We start from the raw sequence: 25,104 nt of genomic DNA on the forward strand, positions 1-25,104 counted from the left end.
TGTTTCTTGCGCTAACCAGGCGGGTACAGTAGCCTGAGTTAAATTCACCTTCGGTACGAGCCATCTGCATGTTAAAGCGCGTTTTTTACAGCCTGTCTGTCCTGATCGGCATACTGCTGTTGATCGTGCTGGGTCTCGACCGGTGGATGAGCTGGAAAACGGCCCCCTACATTTTTGATGACCTGCAGGACCTGCCCTATCGCCAGGTGGGTGTGGTGCTCGGCACCGCGAAGTATTACCGCACCGGCGTCATCAATCAGTATTACCGCTACCGTATTCAGGGCGCGCTCAACGCCTACAACAGCGGCAAGGTCAATTACCTGCTGTTAAGCGGCGATAACGCACTGCAAAGCTACAACGAACCGGTCACCATGCGCAAAGACCTGATTGCCGCAGGCGTTGATCCGGCAGATATCGTGCTCGACTACGCCGGGTTCCGCACGCTCGACTCCATCGTGCGCACGCGCAAAGTGTTCGACACCAACGACTTCATCATCATCACCCAGCGCTTCCACTGCGAACGTGCGCTGTTTATCGCGCTGCACATGGGCATCCAGGCGCAGTGTTATGCGGTGCCCTCGCCAAAAGATATGCTGAGCGTGCGCGTGCGTGAGTTTGGCGCTCGCTTTGGCGCGCTGGCCGATCTCTATATCTTCAAACGTGAACCGCGCTTTTTAGGCCCACTGGTGCCGATTCCGGCCATGCATGAAGTGCCGGAAGATGCGCAGGGTTATCCGGCGGTGACGCCGGAGCAGCTGCTGGACATGCAGAAGAAAAAGTAATCAAATTCTATAATGCGTGATATAACACGCATTACTCTGTCATCAGATACCTAATGAGTGATATAAGTGGCGCTAGTTGCCATTTTCATTAACAATGAGTAATATTTTACTCATTGCTGTTTTATGGAGGTGAGATGGAGACGTTAACCGTACAAGCATATCTGAATGAAACATGGACGGATATCGCCCTCATCAAATATCCGGGAAGCGAAAACAATGACTGGAACACCACACAGTTAGACTATCTTACTGAGTATGCGATTAATTTTCTTGACTATGATGATTTTCACGCGGTCTCAGTCAACCACCCTGTATCACTCTTTTTTGATGACCAGGGTCAACCGGGCTGGCTGCGATTTATCGACGATATCATTCCTGCCGGAGCCAGTCGCCGTTATTGGATAAATGCACTCGATATCAGTGAGTTGCCTGTTGGTCAGCAGAATTTTTTATTGTTGAAATTTGGCACAATGTCCCCTGTCGGGAATTTGCGTATAAAAGAATCCGTTCCTGAATGGAATGAATTCGCACGCACTAAAACGTTTACTGTTTCGGACGTCATCGATCGTGCGGCAGATTTTCTGGATTATGCCCAGGAAAGAGGCGCGGCGGCGGGTGGTGCAACCGGCGCTGGGGGTGAAGCGCCGAAACTGTTGCTGCGCTGTAGTGAAACGGATGCCATCTGGATCGATACCTGGCAAAACGAGCCGGATAACCGGGACCGCTATTATTTGGTTAAATATCCACGCGGAAACAGAACAGAAGTTGATTGTAATATTCTCCGGGCTGAATTTCATTATTACCATGAGCTTAACGCGATGGGCTTTTCCACGATCCCAGTGGACACAATGCGCCTTGAAGAAGGTAGCCACTATCCTTCGCTGTGGTTGCCACGTTTCGACATAGTGAGAAATGAGCAGGATCAACTGATCAGGCTGGGTATGGAATCGGTGTATTCACTATTACAAAAAGCACCCGGTACTCTCCTGGATCATGAAGCAACGCTGCGCGCGTTAATTAATAAAATTACCTCCAGCCATATGGTTCAGCAGCAGGGCTATCAATTTGATATCCCTGGTTTTGTAACAGAATGGGTACGTCGCGATCTGTTAAATATTATTTTTGGGAATAGTGACAACCATGGGCGAAATACCGCCTTTGTGAAAGCTGAAAATCACATTATGCTCTCCCCTATTTATGACTTTGCTCCAATGAAAGCCGATCCAGAGGGGATACCGCGAACCCTGAAGTGGTCATTATCTTGTGAATCAGGGGGGGATTATAATTTCAACGCTATCGCGCAAGCGCTGGCGGAGTGGATCCCTCCCACAACTTTACTTGACGCTCTGCATGATACAGCCGTCCAGCTCATCGAGCTCCCGGAAAGGCTGGAGGCGCGAGGCGTTCCCGACCAGATAATGGAAATGCCCGCGATTGGTTTTCGCTATATTCCGAATAAACTTTCTCGTTGGGGTTTATTATGAAAATATCTAATAAATCTGAATCAGAGCTTCTACAAACATTAGCCCGGGTACGCAGCGTAAATGAAAAGCGACGTCATGATGAAGATGGAGATCCGGACAAGTCATCGGTAGTAAAGAGGCAACGCGTTTCATCAGGCTTAACACGGATTAGTACTCTTCATCGCCAGGCTGTATTGCATGCAGCCATACGGGACATTTTACTGGGTAAAATCACACAGGGTGAGGCGCTGAAAAGACTCAGGGTCGAAGTGTTGGGGATGAAGCAGGATGAATATGCAAAGCTGGTCAGCGTATCCCGGAAAACATTGTCGGATGTAGAAAATGGCAGAGGCAATTATTCCGCTGACATTATAAATAAAATCTTTAAACCCTTTGGGCTTCAAACCGGACTGGTGCCCATTTCCAAATCGCTTATAGCTTCACTTTTCACGTAAAAAACCCGCATGCCGTTCACGGGCAGCGGGTTTTATTTATTCGCCTGATAATTATTTCTTACGCGCGTATTTCAGTGAGTCCAGCGCAACCGCGAAGATGATAATGGCGCCCTTGATGATGTACTGCCAGTACGGGTTCACGCCGATGTAGGTCAGACCATAGTTGATGACCGTAAAGATGATCACACCGGTGACCACGCCAAGCACGGTACCCACACCGCCGCTGAAGGAGACCCCGCCCACCACGCAGGCGGCAATCGCATCCAGTTCGTACATAAAGCCGAGGTTGTTGGTGGCAGAGCCGATACGGCCCGCTTCCAGCATCCCGCCGAAGGCATAGAACACACCGGACAGGGCATAAATCATCAGCAGGTTCAGGGCCACGTTAACGCCGGACACTTTCGCTGCTTCCGGGTTGCCCCCGATGGCGAAGATGTTCTTACCAAAGCGGGTTTTGTTCCACAGGATCCAGACGAACGCCACCGCAATCAACGCGTAGAAAGTGATGTACGACAGGCGGAAGCTGCCCAGCGCAATAAATCCTTGCGTGAAGGTCGAGAAACCGCTGTCGAAGCCCGAGATGGGGGACGCACCGACGAAGTCGTAGTACAGGGAGTTGATACCGTAAACGATGATCATCGTACCCAGGGTGGTGATAAATGGCGTCACGTTCAGGTAAGCGATGATGATACCGTTGATCAGACCAATCACTGCACCGATGGCGCAGACAATCAGGATCACCACGAAAATGGGCATGGTCGCCATTTCCGGGAACACCTTGTTGGCGTTTTCCATCGACTGCAACAGGGTTGCCGCGATCACCGCCGCCAGGCCGACCTGTCGCCCTGCGGAAAGGTCAGTCCCCTGGGTGACGATGAGCCCCGCCACGCCCAGCGCAATGATAATACGCACGGAAGACTGAGTCAGAATGTTACTCAGGTTCAGCAGACTTAAGAACGTAGGGTCCTGGAAAATGATAATGGCCAGCAATACTAAAAGAACAACGTAAATACCGCCTTCTTTCAGATAAGTGAGAAAACTTTTTTTATTTAACGCACTCATGAGGAGCCCCTGATCTTAAAGGTGCAAAGACGCTAAACGCAAAATTTCGTTTTGCGTTGTCGTTTTCGTGTCAACAATACCGGCAACGAGACCATTGCTCATAACCAGAATACGGTCTGTGATCCCTAACAATTCCGGCATTTCGGAAGAGATGATAATGATCCCTTTATCCTTTTTCGCCAGTTCAGCGATCAGCTGATAAATTTCAAACTTCGCGCCGACGTCAATACCGCGGGTTGGTTCATCCAGCATCAGAATTTCTGGCTGCGTTAATAACCAACGACCGATAATGACTTTTTGCTGGTTGCCGCCCGACAGCGAACCAATTTGCGTACGATGCCCCGGCGTTTTTACGCGCATAGAGTCAATAACCCACTGGGTATCGCTCTTCATGCGGGAGTTATCCAGCAGACCCACTTTGTTTTTATAGTTGCGGATATTAGAAATTAACGAGTTAAAGTTAATATCCAGATAGGCATAAATACCGGTCGAACGCCGCTCTTCCGTCACCAGTGCAAAACCATTATTAATGGCTTCGTTGGCGTTGTGGTTGTTAATTTTCTTACCGTGCAACGTGATGGTGCCTTCGGCTTTCTCGCGAATACCAAACAGGGTTTCGACGATATCGGTACGTTTTGCCCCGACCAGGCCTGCAATACCCAGAATTTCGCCCTTGTGCAGGTCGAAGGAGACGTCGCGAATAGAGGGCTGACGCAGCGAGGTCAGATTACGCACCTCAAGGATCACCTCACCCGGCTTGTTCTCTTTGTCCGGGAAACGCTGGTTCAGGGAACGGCCCACCATCATGGCGATGATCTTGTCCATGTCCAGCCCTTCGAGAGGCTGAGTGGCAATCCACTGGCCGTCGCGCAGGATGGTTATCTCATCACACAACTGGAAGATCTCTTCCATTTTATGGGAGATATAAACAATGCCGCAGCCGCGATCTTTTAGCTTACGAATAATGGTAAAAAGGTGGTTAACCTCTTTTTCCGTTAATGACGATGTCGGTTCATCCATGATGACAATTTTGGCATCATAGGAGAACGCTTTAGCAATTTCGATCATCTGCATTTGCGAGACGGATAATGTTCCCACGCGGGCGCGCGGATCGATATCAATATCCAGCTCATCGAAAATGGCTTTGGTGTCACGGTACATTTTGTCCTGATCGACAAAAACACCTTTGGTTGGATAACGTCCCAACCACATATTATCCATTACCGAGCGTTGCAGTACCAGGTTCAATTCCTGGTGAACCATAGAGATACCGTTTTCCAGTGCTTCTTTCGCTGAATGGAAATCGATCTCTTTCCCCTGAAAAAGAATGCTGCCAGAATCTTTTTGATAGATCCCAAAAAGACATTTTAATAATGTTGATTTACCGGCACCGTTTTCACCCATTAAGGCATGAATTGAATGAGGCCGAACTTTTAAATTAACATTATCGAGTGCCTTAACACCGGGAAACGACTTGTTGATGCCGTTCATTTCCAACAAGAATTCACCGGACGACGGAGTAGTTGTGCTGACCATAATTATACCTTGTTGGCCTCGCATATCGCGTTATAAAAGGGCGCAACATGTTGCGCCCTGTGGAGACATAACTAACTATCTTATTTACCGATAAACTCAGCCAGGTTGGACTGGTCTACGCCCACGTAAGGTACGCGAACGATTTTATTGTCGATTTTCCAGTTGGTGCCATCAGCCGCACCTTTACCGTCGGCCAGGTTTTTCGCCAGATCGAAGGTGGCTTTCGCCTGGTTGTTGGCATCGTTCAGCACGGTACCGGCCATCGCACCTGATTTCACCAGTGCCAGCGCTTCTGGCAGCGCATCCACGCCGAACACAGGGATAGAGGATTTGTTGTGTGCTTTCAGGGCTTCTACCGCACCCATTGCCATCGCGTCGTTGTTAGCGATAACCACTTCAATTTTGTTCGCGTTAGGACCAGACAGCCACGCGTCCATTTTATCTTTCGCCTGAGCGGTATCCCACATCGCGGTATCTAAAGCCAGCTGCTGGGTTTTCAGACCTTTGTCGTTCAGCTCTTTGACAACGTAAGTGGTACGCGCTTCAGCATCCGGGTGGCCTGGCTCGCCTTTCAGCAGCACAAACTGGATCTGGCCGTCTTTGTTCAGATCCCAGTTCGGGTTGGCCGCCCAGTGTTTCGCGATCAGATCGCCCTGGATAATACCGGACTCTTTGGAGTCAGTACCGACGTAATACGCTTTGTCATAGCTGTCCAGCGCTTTACGGGAAGGTTCTTTGTTGAAGAAGACGATTGGCACGTTCTGGCCGCGCGCTTTCTCGATAACTGTGCCTGCAGCAGCCGGGTCAACCAGGTTGATTGCCAGTGCCTTCACGCCTTTTGCCAGCAGGACGTCAATCTGATCGTTCTGTTTGGACTGGTCGTTCTGGGAGTCATTCATCAGCAGCTGAACATCTGGCGCTGCTTTAGCATCTTTCTCGATCGCTTTACGCACAACAGACATGAAGTTGTCGTCGTATTTATAGATAGTCACACCAATACGGGTATCCGCAGCGTGCGCTGCTGCACCAAAAAGCATGCTTGCCATTACAGCAGACAGAGTCAACACCTTCTTATTCATGGTATCTCCGGTTTTTTTTATGCAGGGTAGTTCTTGTGAATAACGATCGGCGGGCAGGTGTTAATAAAACGTTACTGACAGCCGAAGTTCACTTATATAATTTCTATCTTCCGTGTTCGGTAACGCTCCAGAAATGCGTTTTATTCGTTGTTTGCGGCACGTTGGCTATAGTGAAAGTGAATAATCACTGTTACATAGCGTTTCAGCCCCTAAAACGCTGACATCATAGTCAGCGCCTTGTTAAGATACTGTGAATTTACTCACAGATTGAAAGCGGTTACATCAGCTGGCTTTATCAGTTAGTGATCGGAACCACAATTTGCCGGGCAGAGACCGAATGGCGGCGCACTAATGTCGGCATGAAACAGTGTGTTGCTCCCGTATCAAGCAGCCCTGCCGCGCCCTGTAACGCCAGCTCAGTCGCCAGTTTGGCCATCGAGACAATGGGATAGCGTACCGTTGTCAGCTGCGGGTCGGTGTAACGGGCAATGGGAATATCGTCAAAACCGATCAACGACAAATGCTGTGGCACCGCAATGCCGTTATCTTTTAATGCCGTCAGTGCTCCGGCAGCCATACTGTCGTTGTAGGCAAACACCGCGGAGAGCTGCAGGTTACGGCCCAGCAGCTCGACCATCGCCGCCTCCCCTCCCTGCATGTCCGGGGTACCGGTGCCTACCCAGCTTTCAGAAGGCACAATGCCGTGCTCTTTCAGGGCGTTTTGCCAGCCTTCGCGACGCAGTTCGTCGTCCTCAATCGCGTGGCTGGAGGCCAGATAACCGATTCGCTGGTGCCCGTTGTTAATCAGCATGCGCGTGGCCATCATGGCGCCGCTCACGTTATCCAGCCCCACGCAACGGTGGGCATAGCCGGGCACAATCCGGTTGATGAGCACCATGCCGGGGATTTGCTCCATAAATCCGGCAAGTTCCTCATCACTCAGGGCTTTTGAATGCACAATCAGCGCGTTACAACGCTGGCGGATCAGCACTTCGATGGCATAGCGCTCTTTTTCTGCTTCATGATAGCTGTTGCCGATCAGCACATACTTTTGGTGCTGCTGGGCGACAACATCCACCGCTTTCACCAGCGCGCCAAAAAACGCATCCGACACGTCCATCACCACCACGCCAATGGTGTCACTGACCTGCGTAGCCAGCGCCTGCGCGTTAGCATTGGGCCGGTAACCCAGTTGGGTCACGGCTTTCATTACGGTTTCACGGGTTTCAGGGCTGACCAGCGCGCTGTTGTTCAGCACGCGAGAGACGGTGGCCACAGAAACGCCCGCCTGACGGGCGACGTCACGAATGGTGATCATATTCACCATCCTTAAAAGGATTGCAGCAACTCACAGACACCCCCTGTGTTTAGCAAGGTGGCTATTTTGGCAGCGAGAGAAAGGGGACTACGTGAAGAAGCTCACACAGATGAAAACGGTTACATCCATTTTGTTAATGATTGTGATCCAGATCGTTATCTGGATGTATTATTTAATGAAACACCTGACGCTTTTGCGGTTAACTGACGCCACGCCCACTCCAGCGGCCCCTGGCGGAAATACCTCAGCCAGAGAACCGAAAACGCCAGGTTTATCGTCCAGACCGGAAGAACAAACGCCACCAGCGTAAGGCGGTCGAATTTCATAAACAGGCCAAATCGATAGAACAGCGTGGTACAGATGAGGGGCTGCAAAATGTAATTGCTTAATGCCATGCGGCCAACACAGGCCACGGCACTGACAATCCAGAGGCGGGAGAGCTGCGGCCAGTAGCCATAGATGAGCGCGGCGTAGCCGATGGTCTGGAACGGGGCACCGAGCTCGCGCGGAACCTGCAGCAGGAAAGCGCACCAGCGGTAATCCCAGTGTAGATGCCACTGCGCAATCACCGCCGGAAGATTGATCGCCACGCCCAGCAGCACCAGCAAGACTCCGGTGCGACGATAGTGGCGCAGGCTAAATTCCCCTTTCAGCCAGCCGGTGCGCATCAGGGATGCGCCCATCAGCATCATCCCCGCCAGCTGCCAGCCGTATTGCGCCCCCAGTGCCAGCAGGTTATCGCCCAGCATATCCGCGCGATTGCTTATCGCTTCCGCACCGCCTTTTAACTTCCAGAACTGCTCATACTGCAGGTTGGCGGCGTCCGGTATCCACGAGCGGCTTGTTGCGTCGCCGGCGATCATACCCAGCAACAGCAGCACGCCAAGCCCCATGACATAGAGCATCACGCCGGTGTTAAACAGGCTTTTGACGCTATGCGCATCACGGATGAGGCGCCAGCAAATCAGCCCGACTAATCCATAGGCGAGAAGAATATCACCGTCCCAGAAGAACAGGCCGTGAATAAAGCCAAGGAGCACCAGCAGGGTCAGACGTGACTGGATCCACCGGGTGCCGCGTTTGAGCAGCAGTTGCAGACCGGCGCCAAACAGCAGCGCAAAGAGGGTGAGGAATTTCACCTGAGCAAAGAGATCGAGGATTGCCCACGTCCAGGCATCGCGACGGGTGATCTCGCCATACCAGGCGGGGTTAAGATAAGCGGCCTTCGGCAGACCGAAGGCGCTGATATTAAGCAGCAGGATACCGAGAATGGCGACGCCGCGAACAAAATCGAGCGTGACGTTTCGCTCCATGGTCCCTGCCCTGTCAGATTAGTTGTGGTGACGCACGGCGCGCAGGAACTCCTGGCGGGTGTTCTGGCTGGATTTAAACAGACCGCCCAGCGACGTGGTGGTGGTCGCACTGGTGGCATCACGTACACCGCGCGCCTTCACGCAGTAGTGAACCGCGTCAATAGAGACCGCGACGTTATTGGTGCCCAGCAGCGTTTGCAGCGCGGTCAGGATCTGCTGCGTCAAACGCTCCTGCACCTGTGGGCGTTGGGCAAAGAACTGCACGATACGGTTGATTTTGGACAGACCAATCACCGTATCTTTTGGAATGTAAGCCACGGTCGCTTTACCGTCGATGGTCACGAAGTGGTGCTCGCAGGTGCTGGTCAGCGTGATATCGCGCACCGTCACCATCTCATCCACCTTCATTTTGTTTTCAATGACGGTGATTTTCGGGAAGTTGGCGTAGTCCAGGCCGGAGAAAATTTCGTCGACATACATTTTTGCGATGCGATGCGGCGTTTCCATCAGACTGTCGTCGCTCAGATCGAGATTCAGCAGTTGCATGATCTCGGTCATGTGCCCGGCAATCAGACGTTTACGGGTTTCATTATCCACTTCCTGAACGGGTGGACGCAGTGGCGTTTCAAGACCGCGCGCAACCAGGGCTTCGTGGACAAGGGCCGCTTCTTTACTGAGTGATGACATTCTTTTCTCCTGCAGGTGTGGCGTCTTTTGCCCTCGTTGTGGCAAAAGTGTGCGCTCATTGTGCGTGAGGCCGCGCACATAATCCAGTATTCACGACGATAATTATTGCAATTGCTGCTGCCTTTCGGCCTGACGGTTCCACACCAGCGCGCCCGCAATGAACAGCGCAATGCCCGCCAGCCCCAGCGCAGGCTCAAGCCTGTGGGTAAGCCAGGTGGATAACGCCGAGGTCATCGGCCCCACCAGCTGTCCAATGGCATAACCGGTAGTCAGCAGCCCCGCCATATAGCGGGTATGTTCGGGTGCAAGCTCGCGCCCGTAGAGTAAAGAGAGCTGAACGGCACACAGGAATCCGCCGCCGACCAGCAGGCCGCCCGTCAGCAAGCCACCAATTCCCGGCAGTAGCCACGCCGCCAGCACACCCGCCCCCTGTAACCACAGCACGATAGCCAGCCTGCGGTTCGAGGTAGAGGTGTGACGCAAAACGATACTGAGCACAATCCCCACAACAGCGGCAGCGCCAAATATCGGCCAGACAAACTGTGCAAACAGGCTGCCGGGAAAACGCACGGCCGCCATTTGCGATAAGAATGTTGCAGGCAGGATGTAGCCAAATCCGGCCAGGCTGTAGCTCCAGACCAGGCACTTCAAATCTTTCGTCAGAATAAGGGGTTCAGGCGCGCTGCCCGGCCGATGCAGTTGCCCGGCACGCGGTAAATAGCGGGCAACCAGTGCGATAAGCACCAGCGCCAGCACGCCGTAAATCTGCCATGCGGCCCCGGCCGACAACGCTTTTGCGTGAATATAGACCGCAAGCAGTCCGCTCAGGGCGATACCTGCGCCCGGCCCGGCAAACACGGCCGCGCTCAAACCCGGTTTACCCAGTTGCCCCAGCCGCTCGTTGGTCCAGGCGGCAATCAGCACCATCGACCAGCCGCTCATGCAGCCAATCACAAAGCGCAGCAGGCCATGTACCAGCGCGTTATCCGCTGCGGCGGAAAGCAGCGTCAGCGCCACAGCGCCAGTAATACCCAGCCAAAGGCGGGTTTCAACGAAGCGATGGCCGCGCATCGCATCCCATGCGCCCACCAGATAGCCCAGATAGTTCATCGCCGCCACCAGACCTGCGCTGGTGAGCGTGAGTTGCCCGGCGGCAATCATCAGCGGCACCTGAGGGGTAAACGCGAAGCGCCCAATTCCCATCGCTACCACCAGAACCACAAATCCACTGAGCGCAATTCGCAGCGCCATGACCGCTCCAGTTGTTAATAAAAAGTAAATTTATGATGCAGGATCTCGCAGTCTTGCGAAAGTGAAAGTTGCTCACAGGTAAATGAAAACTCTGTATTATGGGTTGAATGAATAGCAATTCGCATTAAGGAGCCCTGCATGGAACTGCTCGAAGAGCATCGTTGTTTTGAAGGTCGACAGCAGCGCTGGCGCCACGACTCCACTGTCCTGAACTGTGCCATGACGTTCAGTATTTTCCTGCCGCCCACTGAAGAGGGTGTTAAGCCCCCGGTTCTGTTTTGGCTCTCAGGATTAACCTGTAACGATGAGAATTTCACCACCAAAGCGGGTGCGCAGCGTGTGGCGGCCGAGCTGGGTATCGCCCTGGTGATGCCAGACACCAGCCCGCGTGGCGATGAGGTGGCGGACGATGCCGGATATGATCTGGGCAAAGGGGCCGGGTTCTATCTGAACGCCACAGAGCAGCCGTGGGCGAGCCATTACCGCATGTACGACTACATTGCCGACGAGCTGCCAGCCCTGATACAGGGGGAGTTTGCAGTAAGCAACCGGTGTGCCATCAGCGGGCATTCCATGGGTGGGCACGGCGCGTTGATCATGGCGCTAAAAAATCCTGGCAGATACACCAGCGTTTCCGCGTTTGCGCCAATTGTAAACCCCACCCAGGTACCGTGGGGGCAGAAAGCCTTCATGAACTATCTGGGTGATGACGCACAACGCTGGCAGGAATGGGACAGCTGTGCCCTGATGCTGGCGAGCCAGCCTGGAAATGCGATCCCGACGCTTGTCGATCAAGGTGATGCGGATCAGTTCCTGGCCGGACAGCTACAGCCCGCCGTGCTGGCTGAAGCCGCACGTCAGAAAGACTGGCCACTGACGCTGCGTATTCAGCCCGGATATGACCACAGCTACTATTTCATTGCATCCTTTATTGAGGATCACCTCCGCTTCCATGCGGAGCATTTGTTCGGGTAAGTGCGGTCTTTTTTGCCCGGTAAGGCGCAGCCGACACCGGGCATGAAAACCACATCAGAACTTATAATCCACACCCACAAAGTAGCGGCGGCCATCTTCCGTGTAGCTGTAATCGTCGCGGCTCAGATCTTTATCCAGCAGGTTCTGCACGCCCGCGCGCAGCTTCACGCTTTTCGTTGCCTGCCATGCCGCGCCGGTATTCCAGATGACATAGCCGCCTGGCGTTGCGTCTGCGCTGGTTAACGCACGTTTCTCGCCGGTGTAGTGGCCCTGGACGTAGAACGACCAGTCCTGCGTCGCCTTCCAGTCCACGGTACCGTTGGCGGTATGGAACGGCAGTTCGGACAGCGGTTTGTTACCGCCGTTGCTGATATCACGCCCGTCGTTGTAGGTATAGTTCAGCGTCAGCTTCCAGTCCTCAGACACCGGGATCTTCAGCTCGGTTTCCACGCCACGAATACGCGCCTTGTTGACGTTGTAATAGCGGAAGATCGGTTCACCGTCAGCATTCAGCCCCACGTAGTTCGGGTAGCTCTTAGCCTGGTTAACGTTCGCCGTACGGCTGATGCTGATACGGTCATCAACATTGTTCTGGAAGGTGGTAATGCTGGCCTGCACGCCCTCTAACCATCCCTCTTCCCCGCTGTAGTACAGCCCGAGTTCAAAGCTTTCGCTGGTTTCCGGTTTCAGGTTCGGGTTACCGACAATCTCGCAGGCACCGCGACACGATCCGGTGATCCAGTCCGGACTCAGTTGCAGCAGGGATGGCGCTTTAAACGCGGTTGCCCAGCCCCCTTTCACCGTGACGGTATCGGTCGCGTTATAGACCAGATACGCTCGAGGACTCCAGTGATCGCCGTAGGTGTCGTGGTCGTCCATACGGATGCCGGTAGTCAGCGCCAGCGGTTCAAATATCCGCCATTCATCTTCAAGGAAGAGAGCATACTGGCTGGTAGAGGTCGCGCTGCCGGAGCCGCCGGTCAGGTTTACCGGATCTTTCAGCTTGTCGTGACGCCATTCGCCGCCGAAGGTCAGCAGCTGATTGATTTCACCCAGCGGCAGCACGTATTTACCATCAACGGCGTTGCTCTCGGAAGTGATGGTATGGCTGTTACCCGGGTTTTTGTTGTCCACCTTCTCGCCGTAAACTTTCAGTTCGCTGTTGCCTGTCCCCCATCGGCCGTTGTGGCTCAGGGAGTAGTTCTGGCGCTCAAGGCGATTTTTATCGAGGGAATCGGAATCACGATCCTGGCGGTCGAAACCATAGCCTGCGGTAAAGTCATGATTTTCCGTCGGCGTCCAGGCAAATTCCACGTTGGCATCGCGGCTGGTGAAGCCCTCAATGCGCGGCGTTTCACCGCTCGTTGTGGTAGACGATTCTTGCTGCTTGTCTTTTTCACGCTTAGACACACTGCCGTAGGCCTTCAGCCCCAGCACGCCGTCCACCAGCGGGCCGCTGGTGTAGAACTGGCCGTTGTTGGTGTCCCCGCGATCGCGGTGTTCCTGAATGGTGGAGTCGGCACTCAGGGTGCCCGTCCACTTCTGACCGATTTTTTTGGTGATGATGTTCACCACGCCGCCCAGCGCATCTGAGCCGTAGAGCGAGGACATTGGCCCGCGCACCACTTCGATCCGCTCGATCGCATCGACCGGAACCCAGTTCAGATCGAAATCGTTATGGCGGAAGACGGCGTTGCGGGAGTTAACACGCTTACCGTCGATCAGGATCAGCGTATAGCTGCTGTCCAGACCGCGAATACTTACCCCTTTACGGTTGTCCCCTTCATTAGTGAGCTGCACGCCCGGTACGTCCTGCAACACATCTTTCAGGTTCTGAACAGGTTTACGCTGCAGGTCTTCCTGGGTGATGACGCTGATGCTCGCCGGTGCGTCCTTCAGGTTTTGCTCAGTCGCTGACGCCGTGACAACCAGTGTGTCGCTGGATTCCGCAGCGATGACAGGCAGTGCCAGGGACATTGCGGACGCACAAAGTCCTCCCCTGACGAAGGGATTCAACCTAAACATTCCATATCTCCATGAGGTAAATACAACTAAATCAAAAGATTATTGCCCACAATGCCTTTTGCTCCGCCCGCATCTCCGGCGGGTCGGTGGTCTGCTTATTTTGACGTAACGATAAAGCAAACGATTATTATTATCAATTAAATTGTTAAAAATTATATCCGTTCTGCATAATGTGGAGATAAAAAAGCCCGCTCAAATGAGCGGGCTAAAAGAGAGGAAGTGCGGTTTATTTGTTAAATCGTTCAGGGAATTCCATTTCACTGTAGCGAACGAAGTGCGTTCCTTTCATCAGCTTGTAGCCAAACCAGATCACCAGGAACAGCGGAATACCAATGTAGGTGGCCGTTACGGCGCCCCAGTCAATGGTGTCCGCCAGGAACGCTTCATAGTTCTGGCCCAGGGTGATAATCAGACACAGAATGAAGGCGAAAATCGGCCCCAGCGGGAAGAACCCGGAACGGTACGGCAGGTTGTTCAGATCGTGTCCCTGCATAACATAGCCGCGACGGAAGCGGTAGTGGCTGATGGCAATCCCCAGCCAGGCAATAAAGCCCGTCATACCAGAGGTGTTGAGCAGCCACAGGTAGACCGTCTGGTTACCGAACATGGAGGTCAGGAAGCACAGACCAGCAATGACCGTTGTGGCATACAGCGCGTTACGCGGCACACCGCCACGAGACAGTTTTGCAAAAATACGCGGCGCTTTACCGTCACAGGCCAGGGTATAGAGCATACGGGTTGAGGCGTACATACCGGAGTTACCCGCAGACAGCACCGCTGTCAGGATAACGGCATTCATTACCGCCGCCGCAGAGAGCAGACCGGCATGCTGGAAGACCAGCGTGAACGGGCTGACGCTGATGTCTTTGACATCGTTTCGCAGCAGGCTTGGGTCAGTGTACGGGATAATCAGGCTGATAATCAGGATCGCGAACACATAGAACAGCAGAATACGCCAGAATACCTGACGCACCGCGCGCGGAATGTTCTTCTCCGGGTTTTCAGACTCACCGGCGGCAATACCAATCAGCTCGGTGCCCTGGAAGGAGAAGCCAACAATCATCGCCACGCCAATCATCGCCGAGAAACCACCGGCAAACGGCGCATCGCCAATCGTCCAGTTGCTCCACCCGGCCGGTTCCGCCCCTTTGAAAATACCAACGATCATCGCCACACCGACGACGATAAAGATGATGACGGTTGCCACTTTGATCAAAGAGAACCAGTATTCCGCTTCGCCAAAGCCGCGAACGGAGATGTAGTTCAGCAGGAAGATGACCGCGAGGAACAGCGCACTCCAGATCCAGCCTGGCGTGTCCGGGAACCACCAGGTCATAACCAGCTGTGCGGCGACAAGGTCAACGGCGATGGTGACCGCCCAGTTGTACCAGTAGTTCCAGCCCAGCGCGAAGCCGAAGCCTTCTTCAACGTATTTCTGACCGTAGGTCGAAAACGAACCGGATACCGGCATGTACGCGGCCAGTTCGCCCAGGCTGGTCATCAGGAAGTAGACCATAAGGCCAATCAGGATATAAGAGAAAAGTGCCCCACCCGGGCCAGCTGCCGAAATGGTTGCCCCGGAGGCAACGAAAAGACCTGTACCGATTGAGCCGCCGATGGCGATCATCGTCAGGTGACGCGCCTTGAGTTCGCGGCGTAGCGCGGGCGCTTCTGTGGTTTTAGTTTCTGAAACCATGTGAAAATGCTGTCCATCTAATAAATGAGGCGCGATTGTAGCAGACGATCCGCGTTCCTTCCGGCAGAAATACTGAGTTATAAGAGAGCTTCATGACTCGGCCAGGATTATAAGTAAAGCATAATTTTTCCCTCTCCCCATTGGGGTGAGGGGCGCTTTTACATGGCGCAATAGCGCAGAAAACGCTGCAGCGAGCTGGAAAGATGTTTCTGACGATGGTGAATACACCACAACGTGCGCACCAGTTTGGGCAGCGGAAGCGGAACTTCAACCAGCGTTCCGGCCTCAAGCTGTTCAATAATGACCCGTCGTGAAAGGCAGCTGATCCCAAGGCCATGTCGCACCGCATGCTTGATTGCCTCTGAGTTGCCCAGCTCCATCCCCAGCTGGAAATGCGGCAAATGGGAGAGCAGCAGATAATCAACAATTTCCCGCGTGCCGGAGCCCTGCTCACGCAGGATCCACTGCGCCTGCGCCAGACGTTCCAGGGTTACTTCACCCTGCAATAACGACGAGGCGGGTGAGGCGAAGACCACCAGCTCATCTTCCAGCCAGGGTTCCGCAATGATATCGACGTTATGGCATGGCCCTTCGATAAGACCGATATCCACGCGAAAATCGATTACCGCATTAATCACATCCTGACTGTTCCCCACGCTCATCTCCAGCGGCAGGGTCGGGAAATCCCGGCGATAGCGGGCGATCACTTCCGGCAAGATATAGTTCCCGATAGTGCTGCTGGCATACACGCGGATGGCACCGTTCTCTTCCCGGAAGAGTTGTTCAATTTCCGTTGCCTGTTCCAGCAGTGCCAGCGCGCGGGGATAAAGCAGGCGGCCATGTTCGTTAACCACCAGCCGCTTCCCTACCCTGTCGAAGAGCTGCACGCCCAACTGGCCCTCAAGATCGGTTAACGCGGCGCTGACCGCAGACTGGGAAAGCGAAAGCATCTGCGAGGCCTGGGTCGTCGACCCGCTTTTCAGCACTTCGGCAAAAACTTCCAGCTGACGCAAAGTAATGTGCATGGTTGCTTACCACTTATATAGATTGATTATAAGTATATAATCAATTTTATTTTTAAACCAGCGCGCCGTAACCTTTAGCCAGACAAAGGAGAAGGTTATGTCAGAAATCACCTTACAGCATCATCGTACATTGTGGCACTTCGTGCCGGGTCTTGCGCTCAGCGCGGTCGTCACCGGTGTGGCATTATGGGGCGGCAGCATTCCCGCCGTCGCCGGTGCCGGTTTTAGCGCCTTAACGCTGGCGATCCTGCTCGGCATGGTCGTGGGTAACACCGTTTACCCGCACATCTGGAAGTCCTGTGATGGCGGCGTTATTTTTGCCAAGCAGCATCTGCTGCGCCTCGGGATCATTCTTTACGGCTTTCGCCTCACCTTTTCACAGATTGCGGATGTCGGCATTAGCGGTATCGCCATTGACGTCCTGACCCTGACCAGCACCTTTTTACTGGCCTGCTTTATCGGGCAGAAAATCTTTGGCCTGGATAAACAGACCAGCTGGCTGATCGGTGCCGGGAGCAGTATTTGCGGTGCGGCGGCGGTACTGGCAACCGAACCTGTGGTCAAGGCGGAATCCAGCAAAGTTACGGTGGCGGTCGCGACCGTGGTGATCTTCGGTACGCTGGCTATTTTCCTCTACCCGGCCATGTATCCGCTGGTTGCCCACTGGTTTAGCCCGGAAACCTATGGCATCTACATTGGCTCAACCATGCATGAAGTGGCGCAGGTCGTGGCGGCGGGTCATGCCATTAACCCGGAAGCAGAAAACGCCGCGGTGATTGCTAAAATGCTGCGCGTCATGATGCTGGCACCCTTCCTGATTATCCTGGCCGCCCGCGTGAAACAGCTTGCGCCCGCGGGTGGTAATCAGAAGAGTAAAATCACCATACCGTGGTTTGCGATCCTCTTTATCGTGGTGGCGATTTTCAACTCCTTCCACCTGCTGCCAAAAGCGGTGGTCGATATGCTGGTGACGCTGGATACCGTGCTGCTGGCGATGGCGATGGCGGCGCTGGGGGTGACCACGCACGTCAGCGCGCTGAAAAAAGCCGGTGCGAAACCGCTGCTGATGGCGCTGGTGCTCTTCATCTGGCTGATTGTGGGTGGCGGTGCGATTAACCTCGTGGTTCACAGCCTGATGGCATAAACCACTACATCCTTCTCCTGTTAACCCGTTATGATACGCATTTCGGGTTAACAGGAGTCCCTTTATGAAATACGTTGGAGCGCACGTCAGCGCTGCCGGTGGCCTTGCGAATGCCGCCATTCGCGCCGCCGAAATTGAGGCGACCGCTTTCGCCCTGTTCACCAAAAACCAGCGCCAGTGGCGCGCCGCGCCGCTTACCGCTGACGTCATAGATGATTTCAAAGCCGCCTGTGAGAAGTACCACTACGGGCCGGGTCAAATCCTTCCCCACGACAGCTATCTGATCAACCTCGGCCATCCGGTTCAGGAAGCGCTGGAGAAGTCCCGCGAAGCGTTTCTGGATGAAGTCCAGCGCTGCGAGCAGCTTGGGCTGACGCTGCTGAATTTCCATCCGGGTAGCCATCTGATGCAGATAGACGAAGAGGCCTGCCTGGCACGCATTGCGGAGTCCATTAACATCACGCTGGATAAAACCCAGGGGGTTACCGCGGTGATCGAGAATACCGCCGGTCAGGGCAGCAACCTCGGCTTTAAGTTTGAACATCTGGCTGCCATCATCGACGGCGTGGAAGATAAATCCCGCGTGGGCGTATGTATCGATACCTGTCACGCGTTTGCAGCCGGTTACGACCTGCGCACAACCGAGGCCACGAAAAACACCTTTGATGAGTTCGAACGCGTGGTGGGCTTTAAGTATCTGCGCGGAATGCACTTAAACGATGCCAAAAGCGCCTTTGGCAGCCGCGTAGACCGTCACCACAGCCTGGGTGAAGGTAATATTGGCCATGATGCGTTCCGCTTTATCATGCAGGACGCCCGTTTCGATGGTATCCCCATGGTGCTGGAAACCATCAATCCGGATATCTGGGCGGAAGAGATCGCCTGGCTGAAGGCACAGCAGACTGCTGAACAGGCGGCATAAAAAAAGCCGGATCGCGTTAAGCGTCCGGCTTTTTTATAGGTCGGGTAAGGCGAAACCGCCACCCGACACCTCTTTTAGGCTGCTTTTGCCACCGCTTCCGCTTCAGGGCGTTTCAGCACCGCGTAAGAGAGCCCCGCCACCAGCGTACCGGCAACAATCGCCAGCAGGTAACCCAGTACCGGGGTGATAGCACCTGGGATCAGCAGAACGAACAGACCACCGTGCGGTGCCATCAGCTTCGCGCCAATCGCCATTGAGATAGCCCCGGTCACCGCGCCGCCAACGATACAGCAAGGCAGAACACGCATTGGGTCACGGGCAGCGAAAGGAATCGCCCCTTCGGTGATAAAGCACAGGCCTAGTACCAGTGCCGCTTTGCCGCCTTCCTGCTGCGCTTTGTCGAATTTACGACGCGCAATAATCGTTGCCAGGCCGAGCGCCAGCGGTGGCACCATACCGGCCGCCATAATGGCCGCCATTGGCGCGTAGGTCTGGGTACTCAGCAGGCCAACACCGAATGCATAGGCCGCTTTGTTTACCGGACCACCCATGTCGGTACACATCATGCCACCGAGGATAGCACCCAACAGCACCGCGTTTGCCGTGCCCATGGTTTGCAGCCAGTGGGTCAGACCCGCCAGGATACCTGCAACCGGCTTACCAATCAGGTAAATCATCGCCAGACCGACCACCAGGCTGGAAATCAGCGGAATGATCAGAATCGGTTTCAGGGCTTCCATACTTTGCGGCAGCTTCAGTTTCGAGCTGATAAGCTTCGCGACGTAGCCCGCCAGGAAACCGGCAATGATACCGCCAATAAAGCCGGAACCGGTGCTCACGGCCAGCATACCGCCGATAAGACCCGGCGTCAGACCCGGACGGTCAGCGATGGAGAAGGCGATAAAGCCTGCCAGCACCGGCACCATCAGTGCAAACGCGGAGCCGCCACCAATCTGCATTAACGCCGCAGCCAGCGTTCCTTCTTCTTTAAATGCGGTGATACCAAACGCGAATGACAGTGCGATACACAGACCGCCCGCCACCACCATCGGCAGCATATAAGACACACCGGTCAGCAGGTGACGATAGGCGCCCGCAGATTCTTTTTTCCCTTCGGTAGCCGGTTTAGCCGCACCGGTTGCCTGATAAGGCTGGGCTTCCACCAGCGCTTTATCAAACTCCTGCGCGGTCTTTTTCAGCGCCAGGCCGGTAGAGGTGCGGTACATCGGTTTACCCGCGAATTTCGCCAGATCCACTTCGATATCCGCCGCAACGATCACCAGATCGGCTTCCGCCACTTCTTCCGGGGTGATGGCATTGCCCGCACCCACCGAGCCACGGGTTTCAACTTTCACCCACCAGCCGCGTTTTTTCGCTTCGGTTTCAATCGCTTCAGCCGCCATAAAGGTATGCGCGACGCCCGTCGGACAAGCTGTCACCGCCACAATGCGTTTCGGGCTCGTGGCAGCAACCGGTGCTGCCGCAGCCGGTGCGCTGTAGACAGACGCGTGGCCTTTCGCTTCGCTCAGGAACAGTTCCGGATGTGCCACCGCGCGATTAATATCGCCCAGCCACACTTTTTTGCCGTTCAGCGCGCTGTCAGCCGGGACCTTATCACCCAGCACAATCGCCAGTTCAGCGTCGCCCGGGTTATCGGTCATTTCCAGATGTGCTTTGTTCGCCGCCGCTCCCAGCAGGGTCTTCGCCATATAGGCGCGAGCCTGTCCGAGACCGGAGTCAATAATCAGCAGCGTTTTCATTATTCCTCTCCTGCTGTTAGTTAAAAGGTTTTAAGTCAACGCGCGCCATCATCGCGGCTAACTGGGTACGATCGGTAATGCCGACATTGCTCTGACTCACGGCCAGGGCTGCAACGGCGGTGGCAAGACGTAAAGTATGTTCACTGGATTCGCGCATCAGCAGGCCATAGATCAGACCACCAACCATCGAATCCCCTGCGCCAACGGTGCTGACAACGTCAACCGACGGCGGTTTGGCGATCCATTCGCCAGACGCGTTAACCCACAACGCCCCTTCTGCACCAAGCGAAATCACCACGTGAGCGATACCCTGCTCGCGCAGCGCATGGGCAGCGTCAATCACATCTTTTAATTCTGGCAGCTTCCGGCCAGCCCAGATCTCAAGTTCACGACGATTAGGCTTCACCAGCCACGGGGACGCTTTCAGGCCGGCGACCAGCGCATCACGGCTGCTGTCAAAAATGATGCACGGGCACTGGCTGCGCAGGCGCGTCATCCAGTCGGTGAAGGCTTCCGGGCTTACGCCAGATGGCAGACTGCCGCTGACGCACACCATGTCGAACTGGCCCAGCCAGGTCAGAGAATCGTTAACAAAACGCTCCCAGTCAGACGGCGTCACTTCAAAGCCAGAGAAATTCAGATCGGTCACTTCCCCGTCTTTCTCCGTCAGTTTGACGTTGATACGGGTACGGCCCTGAACAACCTGGAAACGGTTAGCAATGCCCAGCTCGCTGAACAGCTGCTGGAAACCATCCTGGTTATCTTTACCGAGGAATCCCCCCACGGTGACATCGATACCGAGATCCTTGAGCACTTTCGCGACGTTAATCCCTTTGCCCGCAGCATGCAGGCCAGTGGTACGCACGAGGTTTACTTCGCCGCGCTCAATCTCCGGGCAAAACCCCACCAGGTCATAAGCCGGGTTCAGCGTAATAGTCGCAACACGTCTGCTCATTATGCGCCCTCCCCCAGACCCGCCGCGATGGCATCGCCAATCGCTTTCAGCGCCTGTTCAGCATCCGCACCCTGCGCGGTGAAACGCAGACGGTGACCCTTCTTCACGCCCAGCGCGACAACTTTCATCAGACTACGACCATTGGCCGCTTTGCCCGTGCCATCCAGGTTAGCCACGGTGATCTCACTTTCGAATTGTTTAATGGTATTCACCAGCATGGTGCCCGGACGGGCATGCAGGCCGTGCTCGTTACGTACAACGAACTCTGCGCTCAGCACGTCATCCGTCAGCGCATCATCACTGGTCAGCAGAGCCAGCACGGTGGCGGCATCCGCGTTCAGCAGTTTTTCAGCTTTGTTGTTCAGCAGCAGATCGCCCAGACGCTTCAGCACGGCAACCGGCTGGTCATCGGTCATGGCGACGGTCACCAGCAGTGCAGCGTTTTCACCGTCTACGTCAAAGGCGCTTGCGGCACGGCTCACCGCGATAGCACTCCGCAGGTTGCCTTCAGCACTGTCGTTCAGCCAGATACCCTGGCCCAGATTGAGAGGCTTATCGTTAATGACGCGGGTAACAAAGGTAGCGTCTGCTGCCCCGGCTTCTTTCAGGCGTCCGGCGTTCAGGGCCTGCAGCGTCACCAGATCGGTCGCGGCAACGTCCAGCGTCAGCGTGTCGTTATCCAGTTTCAGCGCTTCGCTCTGTTTTTCGCCCATCAGCAGAGCGCGCAGCTCTTCAGCGGTGGTGGCAGATTTCAACTGCTCGGCCACGGCGTCATCGCTCAGCACATGGGTCAGCTGACGCAGCAAACCTAAGTGCTCGTCGCTGCTGGCCGCGATACCGATGGCCACGTAAGCCACCTGCCCCTCGCCCCATACAACGCCCTGCGGGAACTGATAAACCTTAACGCCGGTTTTCAGCACCTGATCGCGGGTGTCTGTGGTGCCGTGCGGAATGGCGATGCCATTGCCGAGGAAGGTCGAGGTCTGCTGCTCACGCGCCAGCATGCCGTTGACGTAGCCTTCAGCCACATTGCCGGCCTGCACAAGGGCAGCAGCAACCTGGCGAATGGCCTCTTCTTTGTTCCCGGCCTGAGCGCCCGGGTGGATATCCTGTACAGATAACTGGAACATGGTTCTCCTCTCCTGCTGAAAGTGAATCGTTTCAGCTTCACTGAGAAAAAATGCGCTAGCCTGCTCCGTTTGTTAAAACAAGATAGCGCTGAAACGTTTCAAAAAGTCTTGCGCTTTCTGCAAGACGTTGCAAGGAAAGTTACATTTCTGATTGCAGAATTTAGAGATGCAGCACATTTCTTCCTCGTTCAGCTGAATTTTGCTGACGGTCAGCAAATCAGTTTCAGCTAAGGTCAGCTGCGCGCGAATATGAAATGCCATTTTGATTATTCGTGGCGAAATTGACCTCACCCTCTGTTTATTTTCTGACACGCGACGTACACTCCGCGTCTCCTGGAAACTCACCGACTGTGAAACATGCATAACACGCCCGCCGCCGTCTCACCGAAGCCCTTTGATTTCACCTCAACGGCATTTTTAATTGTTGCCTTCCTGACCGGCATCGCCGGTGCGCTGCAGACCCCTACGCTGAGCCTGTTCCTGACCAATGAAGTCCATGCGCGTCCGGCGATGGTGGGCTTCTTCTTTACCGGAAGCGCCATTATCGGCATCCTGGTGAGCCAGTTTCTGGCGGGGCGTTCAGATAAAAAAGGCGATCGTAAAAGCCTGATCGTCTTTTGCTGTCTGCTGGGGGTGTTCGCCTGCGTCCTGTTTGCCTGGAACCGCAACTATTTTGTTCTGCTGTTTATCGGGGTGTTTCTGAGCAGTTTCGGTTCAACGGCGAATCCGCAGATGTTCGCCCTTGCCCGTGAGCATGCCGACCATACCGGGCGAGAAGCGGTAATGTTCAGCTCTATTCTGCGTGCGCAAGTATCGCTGGCGTGGGTTATTGGCCCGCCGCTGGCTTACGCGCTGGCGATGGGGTTTGGCTTTACGGTGATGTACCTGAGTGCGGCAGTGGCCTTTGTGGTGTGTGGCGCCATGGTGTGGTTCTTTCTGCCGTCGATGCGTAAAGAGCCAAAAGTGGCAACAGGCGTGCTGGAGGCACCGCGTCGTAACCGTCGTGACGCCCTGCTCCTCTTTATTATCTGTACGCTGATGTGGGGCACAAACAGCCTGTATATCATTAATATGCCGCTGTTTATTATTGATGAGCTGCATCTGCCCGAGAAGCTTGCTGGCATCATGATGGGGACCGCGGCCGGGCTTGAAATCCCCACAATGCTGATTGCTGGCTATTATGCGAAGCGTTTCGGGAAACGTTTTCTGATGCGTATCGCCGCCGTCGCCGGGCTACTGTTCTATGTTGGAATGCTGACGGTTCACACGCCGGGGCTGCTGCTGGCTTTACAGCTGCTGAACGCCATCTATATCGGCATACTCGCCGGAATTGGCATGCTCTATTTCCAGGATCTGATGCCGGGCCAGGCAGGCTCTGCCACCACCCTTTATACTAATACCACCCGCGTGGGCTGGATCATCGCAGGCTCAATGGCCGGCGTGGTGGCTGAAATCTGGAACTATCACACGGTGTTCTGGATTGCGCTGGTGATGTGCACCCTGACGATAGCGTGCCTGACAAGAATTAAAGACGTTTAAGGTGCGGTGAGTGCTTCCAGATTAAGCAGGTACGTCATCGCCTGCGCGCGCGTGTTGCCGCACATCTCGGCGGAGGGCTGCAGCCCGGAGCAGACCTTCGGGCGCAGAGGCGAGCCAAAGATCATGCACAGGTTGGTTTCAGAGAGCTGAACGCAGCGGGTATTCGCAGGCTTGCCCTCCGGCATTCCTGGAATGGGGCTGGAAATGGACGGTGCGGTACAGCACGCGCCGCAATCGGGACGACAATCCATAAATGCTCTCTATCGGTGAAAGACCCGCGCAGTCGGGTATCGGGCGCACAGTAACACCTTTTATGTATTGATAGCAAAAGCCACGAATTCCGCTTGCCTGAAAGGCCGCGCACGAGTAATTTGGCGCGATATTTTTTACCTCCCGTAGACAGGATTACTGCAATGCCAAGAGCGAACGAAATTAAGAAAGGTATGGTACTGAATTACAACGGCAAACTGCTGATTGTGAAAGATATCGATATTCAGGCCCCGAGCGCCCGTGGTGCAGCAACGCTGTACAAAATGCGTTTCGCCGATGTACGTACCGGCCTTAAAGTGGAAGAACGTTTCAAAGGTGACGATATCGTTGATACCGTCACTCTGACCCGTCGCTATGTTGATTTCTCCTATATCGACGGCAACGAATATGTATTCATGGATAAAGAAGATTACACCCCGTACATCTTCACCAAAGATCAGATTGAAGAAGAACTGCTGTTCATTCCTGAAGGCGGTATGCCGGATATGCAGGTTCTGACCTGGGACGTCGTGCTGCTGGCGCTGGAACTGCCGCAGACGGTTGATCTGGAAATCGTTGAAACGGCACCGGGTATCAAAGGCGCGTCCGCCAGTGCGCGTAACAAACCCGCGACGCTGACCACCGGTCTGGTGGTGCAGGTACCTGAATACCTGTCCGCGGGTGAGAAAATCCGCATCCATATCGAAGAAAAACGCTATATGGGTCGTGCTGACTGAG

Annotated in this window: 22 protein-coding genes; 8 read left to right on the plus strand and 14 right to left on the minus strand. The window is 54.5% G+C overall.

Features of this window, described 5'->3' with window-relative positions:
• Positions 1–68 precede the first annotated feature (68 nt).
• From sanA to HX884_RS01330, 3 genes are all read left to right on the plus strand, one after another.
• Positions 69–782, plus strand: coding sequence for an outer membrane permeability protein SanA (sanA, locus tag HX884_RS01320; protein ID WP_178327525.1), 714 nt, complete (start codon positions 69–71; stop codon positions 780–782).
• A gap of 134 nt (positions 783–916) precedes the next feature.
• Complete coding sequence (locus tag HX884_RS01325; protein ID WP_178327526.1) at positions 917–2,266, plus strand: type II toxin-antitoxin system HipA family toxin; 1,350 nt, start codon at positions 917–919, stop codon at positions 2,264–2,266.
• Positions 2,263–2,700, plus strand: coding sequence for a helix-turn-helix transcriptional regulator (locus HX884_RS01330; RefSeq protein WP_178327527.1), 438 nt, complete (start codon positions 2,263–2,265; stop codon positions 2,698–2,700). Before HX884_RS01325 ends, HX884_RS01330 begins: the two co-directional genes overlap by 4 nt.
• A 51-nt stretch (positions 2,701–2,751) precedes the next feature.
• Here HX884_RS01330 and mglC read toward each other — a convergent pair whose 3' ends face one another.
• The 7 genes from mglC to HX884_RS01365 form a co-directional block, all read right to left on the minus strand.
• Positions 2,752–3,762 carry a galactose/methyl galactoside ABC transporter permease MglC gene (gene mglC / locus HX884_RS01335; protein WP_013097952.1) on the minus strand — a complete coding sequence of 337 codons (1,011 nt, stop codon included), beginning with the start codon at positions 3,760–3,762 and terminating at the stop codon, positions 2,752–2,754.
• 15 nt (positions 3,763–3,777) lie between these two features.
• Positions 3,778–5,298: a galactose/methyl galactoside ABC transporter ATP-binding protein MglA gene (mglA, locus tag HX884_RS01340; protein WP_029883073.1), complete on the minus strand. Its 1,521-nt coding sequence runs from the start codon at positions 5,296–5,298 to the stop codon at positions 3,778–3,780.
• Positions 5,299–5,378: 80 nt separating this feature from the next.
• Positions 5,379–6,377, minus strand: a complete 999-nt coding sequence (gene mglB / locus HX884_RS01345; RefSeq protein WP_014832691.1) for a galactose/glucose ABC transporter substrate-binding protein MglB — start codon at positions 6,375–6,377, stop codon at positions 5,379–5,381.
• A gap of 295 nt (positions 6,378–6,672) precedes the next feature.
• Entirely contained in the window at positions 6,673–7,695 is a 1,023-nt protein-coding gene (gene galS / locus HX884_RS01350) for an HTH-type transcriptional regulator GalS (RefSeq protein ID WP_058680889.1), read from the minus strand.
• 155 nt (positions 7,696–7,850) lie between these two features.
• Positions 7,851–9,008, minus strand: a complete 1,158-nt coding sequence (gene yeiB, locus HX884_RS01355) for a DUF418 domain-containing protein YeiB (RefSeq protein WP_178327528.1) — start codon at positions 9,006–9,008, stop codon at positions 7,851–7,853.
• A gap of 18 nt (positions 9,009–9,026) precedes the next feature.
• Entirely contained in the window at positions 9,027–9,695 is a 669-nt protein-coding gene (folE, locus tag HX884_RS01360; protein WP_013097957.1) for a GTP cyclohydrolase I FolE, read from the minus strand.
• A 102-nt stretch (positions 9,696–9,797) separates the two neighbouring features.
• The gene (locus HX884_RS01365) at positions 9,798–10,946 is read right to left on the minus strand and encodes a YbfB/YjiJ family MFS transporter (RefSeq protein WP_178327529.1); all 1,149 of its coding nucleotides are present in this window, start codon (positions 10,944–10,946) and stop codon (positions 9,798–9,800) included.
• 138 nt (positions 10,947–11,084) lie between these two features.
• On the opposite strand from HX884_RS01365, the gene fghA reads away from it, so the two are divergent.
• A complete protein-coding gene (gene fghA / locus HX884_RS01370) occupies positions 11,085–11,921 on the plus strand; it encodes an S-formylglutathione hydrolase (RefSeq protein ID WP_178327530.1) in 837 nt (278 codons plus the stop codon).
• Positions 11,922–11,975: 54 nt separating this feature from the next.
• On the opposite strand, the gene cirA is transcribed toward fghA, so the two are convergent.
• The 3 genes from cirA to yieE all read right to left on the minus strand — a co-directional run bounded on the left by cirA (position 11,976) and on the right by yieE (position 16,667).
• Positions 11,976–13,946: a catecholate siderophore receptor CirA gene (cirA, locus tag HX884_RS01375; RefSeq protein ID WP_178327531.1), complete on the minus strand. Its 1,971-nt coding sequence runs from the start codon at positions 13,944–13,946 to the stop codon at positions 11,976–11,978.
• Between the two features lie 226 nt (positions 13,947–14,172).
• Positions 14,173–15,642 (minus strand): amino acid permease, encoded by a 1,470-nt coding sequence (locus HX884_RS01380; RefSeq protein WP_013097961.1) that lies wholly within the window; start codon positions 15,640–15,642, stop codon positions 14,173–14,175.
• Between the two features lie 158 nt (positions 15,643–15,800).
• Entirely contained in the window at positions 15,801–16,667 is an 867-nt protein-coding gene (gene yieE, locus HX884_RS01385) for a DNA-binding transcriptional regulator YeiE (protein ID WP_029883079.1), read from the minus strand.
• A 97-nt stretch (positions 16,668–16,764) separates the two neighbouring features.
• On the opposite strand from yieE, the gene HX884_RS01390 reads away from it, so the two are divergent.
• Positions 16,765–17,811: a YeiH family protein gene (locus HX884_RS01390; protein WP_013097963.1), complete on the plus strand. Its 1,047-nt coding sequence runs from the start codon at positions 16,765–16,767 to the stop codon at positions 17,809–17,811.
• A 64-nt stretch (positions 17,812–17,875) separates the two neighbouring features.
• Positions 17,876–18,733: a deoxyribonuclease IV gene (gene nfo / locus HX884_RS01395; RefSeq protein ID WP_013097964.1), complete on the plus strand. Its 858-nt coding sequence runs from the start codon at positions 17,876–17,878 to the stop codon at positions 18,731–18,733.
• A gap of 74 nt (positions 18,734–18,807) precedes the next feature.
• Here the strand turns inward: nfo and fruA are convergent, their stop codons facing one another.
• Genes fruA through fruB form a run of 3 tightly spaced genes read right to left on the minus strand, consistent with a single transcriptional unit; the run spans position 18,808 to position 22,578 of the window.
• Entirely contained in the window at positions 18,808–20,493 is a 1,686-nt protein-coding gene (fruA, locus tag HX884_RS01400) for a PTS fructose transporter subunit IIBC (RefSeq protein WP_047352229.1), read from the minus strand.
• Positions 20,494–20,509: 16 nt separating this feature from the next.
• Positions 20,510–21,448 (minus strand): 1-phosphofructokinase, encoded by a 939-nt coding sequence (fruK, locus tag HX884_RS01405; protein WP_014170919.1) that lies wholly within the window; start codon positions 21,446–21,448, stop codon positions 20,510–20,512.
• On the minus strand, positions 21,448–22,578 hold the full coding sequence (fruB, locus tag HX884_RS01410) for a fused PTS fructose transporter subunit IIA/HPr protein (protein ID WP_062934672.1): 1,131 nt from the start codon (positions 22,576–22,578) through the stop codon (positions 21,448–21,450). The genes fruK and fruB overlap by 1 nt, the downstream gene beginning before the upstream one ends.
• A 357-nt stretch (positions 22,579–22,935) precedes the next feature.
• Between fruB and setB the strand changes: the two genes are divergently transcribed.
• Positions 22,936–24,117, plus strand: coding sequence for a sugar efflux transporter SetB (gene setB, locus HX884_RS01415; RefSeq protein ID WP_013097970.1), 1,182 nt, complete (start codon positions 22,936–22,938; stop codon positions 24,115–24,117).
• Here the strand turns inward: setB and HX884_RS01420 are convergent.
• Entirely contained in the window at positions 24,114–24,368 is a 255-nt protein-coding gene (locus tag HX884_RS01420) for a YkgJ family cysteine cluster protein (protein ID WP_038420213.1), read from the minus strand. The genes setB and HX884_RS01420 overlap by 4 nt on opposite strands.
• Before the next feature lie 162 nt (positions 24,369–24,530).
• Here HX884_RS01420 and yeiP point away from each other — a divergent pair, with 162 nt between their 5' ends.
• Entirely contained in the window at positions 24,531–25,103 is a 573-nt protein-coding gene (gene yeiP / locus HX884_RS01425) for an elongation factor P-like protein YeiP (RefSeq protein WP_178327532.1), read from the plus strand.
• The last annotated feature ends 1 nt before the right edge of the window (position 25,104 follow it).

The organism is Enterobacter sp. SECR19-1250 (assembly GCF_013391025.1).
Classification (GTDB): Bacteria; Pseudomonadota; Gammaproteobacteria; order Enterobacterales; family Enterobacteriaceae; genus Enterobacter; species Enterobacter cloacae.

Excerpts from the sequence above, each read along its gene's own strand:
- yeiB (WP_178327528.1), bottom strand. The coding sequence starts at position 9,008 with ATGGAGCGAAACGTCACGCTCGATTTTGTTCGCGGCGTCGCCATTCTC.
- nfo (WP_013097964.1), top strand. The coding sequence starts at position 17,876 with ATGAAATACGTTGGAGCGCACGTCAGCGCTGCCGGTGGCCTTGCGAAT.
- HX884_RS01330 (WP_178327527.1), top strand. The coding sequence starts at position 2,263 with ATGAAAATATCTAATAAATCTGAATCAGAGCTTCTACAAACATTAGCC.
- fruB (WP_062934672.1), bottom strand. The coding sequence starts at position 22,578 with ATGTTCCAGTTATCTGTACAGGATATCCACCCGGGCGCTCAGGCCGGG.
- folE (WP_013097957.1), bottom strand. The coding sequence starts at position 9,695 with ATGTCATCACTCAGTAAAGAAGCGGCCCTTGTCCACGAAGCCCTGGTT.
- yeiP (WP_178327532.1), top strand. The coding sequence starts at position 24,531 with ATGCCAAGAGCGAACGAAATTAAGAAAGGTATGGTACTGAATTACAAC.
- mglA (WP_029883073.1), bottom strand. The coding sequence starts at position 5,298 with ATGGTCAGCACAACTACTCCGTCGTCCGGTGAATTCTTGTTGGAAATG.
- fruK (WP_014170919.1), bottom strand. The coding sequence starts at position 21,448 with ATGAGCAGACGTGTTGCGACTATTACGCTGAACCCGGCTTATGACCTG.
- fghA (WP_178327530.1), top strand. The coding sequence starts at position 11,085 with ATGGAACTGCTCGAAGAGCATCGTTGTTTTGAAGGTCGACAGCAGCGC.
- cirA (WP_178327531.1), bottom strand. The coding sequence starts at position 13,946 with ATGTTTAGGTTGAATCCCTTCGTCAGGGGAGGACTTTGTGCGTCCGCA.
- mglC (WP_013097952.1), bottom strand. The coding sequence starts at position 3,762 with ATGAGTGCGTTAAATAAAAAAAGTTTTCTCACTTATCTGAAAGAAGGC.
- HX884_RS01325 (WP_178327526.1), top strand. The coding sequence starts at position 917 with ATGGAGACGTTAACCGTACAAGCATATCTGAATGAAACATGGACGGAT.
- mglB (WP_014832691.1), bottom strand. The coding sequence starts at position 6,377 with ATGAATAAGAAGGTGTTGACTCTGTCTGCTGTAATGGCAAGCATGCTT.
- HX884_RS01365 (WP_178327529.1), bottom strand. The coding sequence starts at position 10,946 with ATGGCGCTGCGAATTGCGCTCAGTGGATTTGTGGTTCTGGTGGTAGCG.
- HX884_RS01420 (WP_038420213.1), bottom strand. The coding sequence starts at position 24,368 with ATGGATTGTCGTCCCGATTGCGGCGCGTGCTGTACCGCACCGTCCATT.
- HX884_RS01380 (WP_013097961.1), bottom strand. The coding sequence starts at position 15,642 with ATGGTTTCAGAAACTAAAACCACAGAAGCGCCCGCGCTACGCCGCGAA.
- sanA (WP_178327525.1), top strand. The coding sequence starts at position 69 with ATGTTAAAGCGCGTTTTTTACAGCCTGTCTGTCCTGATCGGCATACTG.
- galS (WP_058680889.1), bottom strand. The coding sequence starts at position 7,695 with ATGATCACCATTCGTGACGTCGCCCGTCAGGCGGGCGTTTCTGTGGCC.
- fruA (WP_047352229.1), bottom strand. The coding sequence starts at position 20,493 with ATGAAAACGCTGCTGATTATTGACTCCGGTCTCGGACAGGCTCGCGCC.
- HX884_RS01390 (WP_013097963.1), top strand. The coding sequence starts at position 16,765 with ATGTCAGAAATCACCTTACAGCATCATCGTACATTGTGGCACTTCGTG.
- yieE (WP_029883079.1), bottom strand. The coding sequence starts at position 16,667 with ATGCACATTACTTTGCGTCAGCTGGAAGTTTTTGCCGAAGTGCTGAAA.
- setB (WP_013097970.1), top strand. The coding sequence starts at position 22,936 with ATGCATAACACGCCCGCCGCCGTCTCACCGAAGCCCTTTGATTTCACC.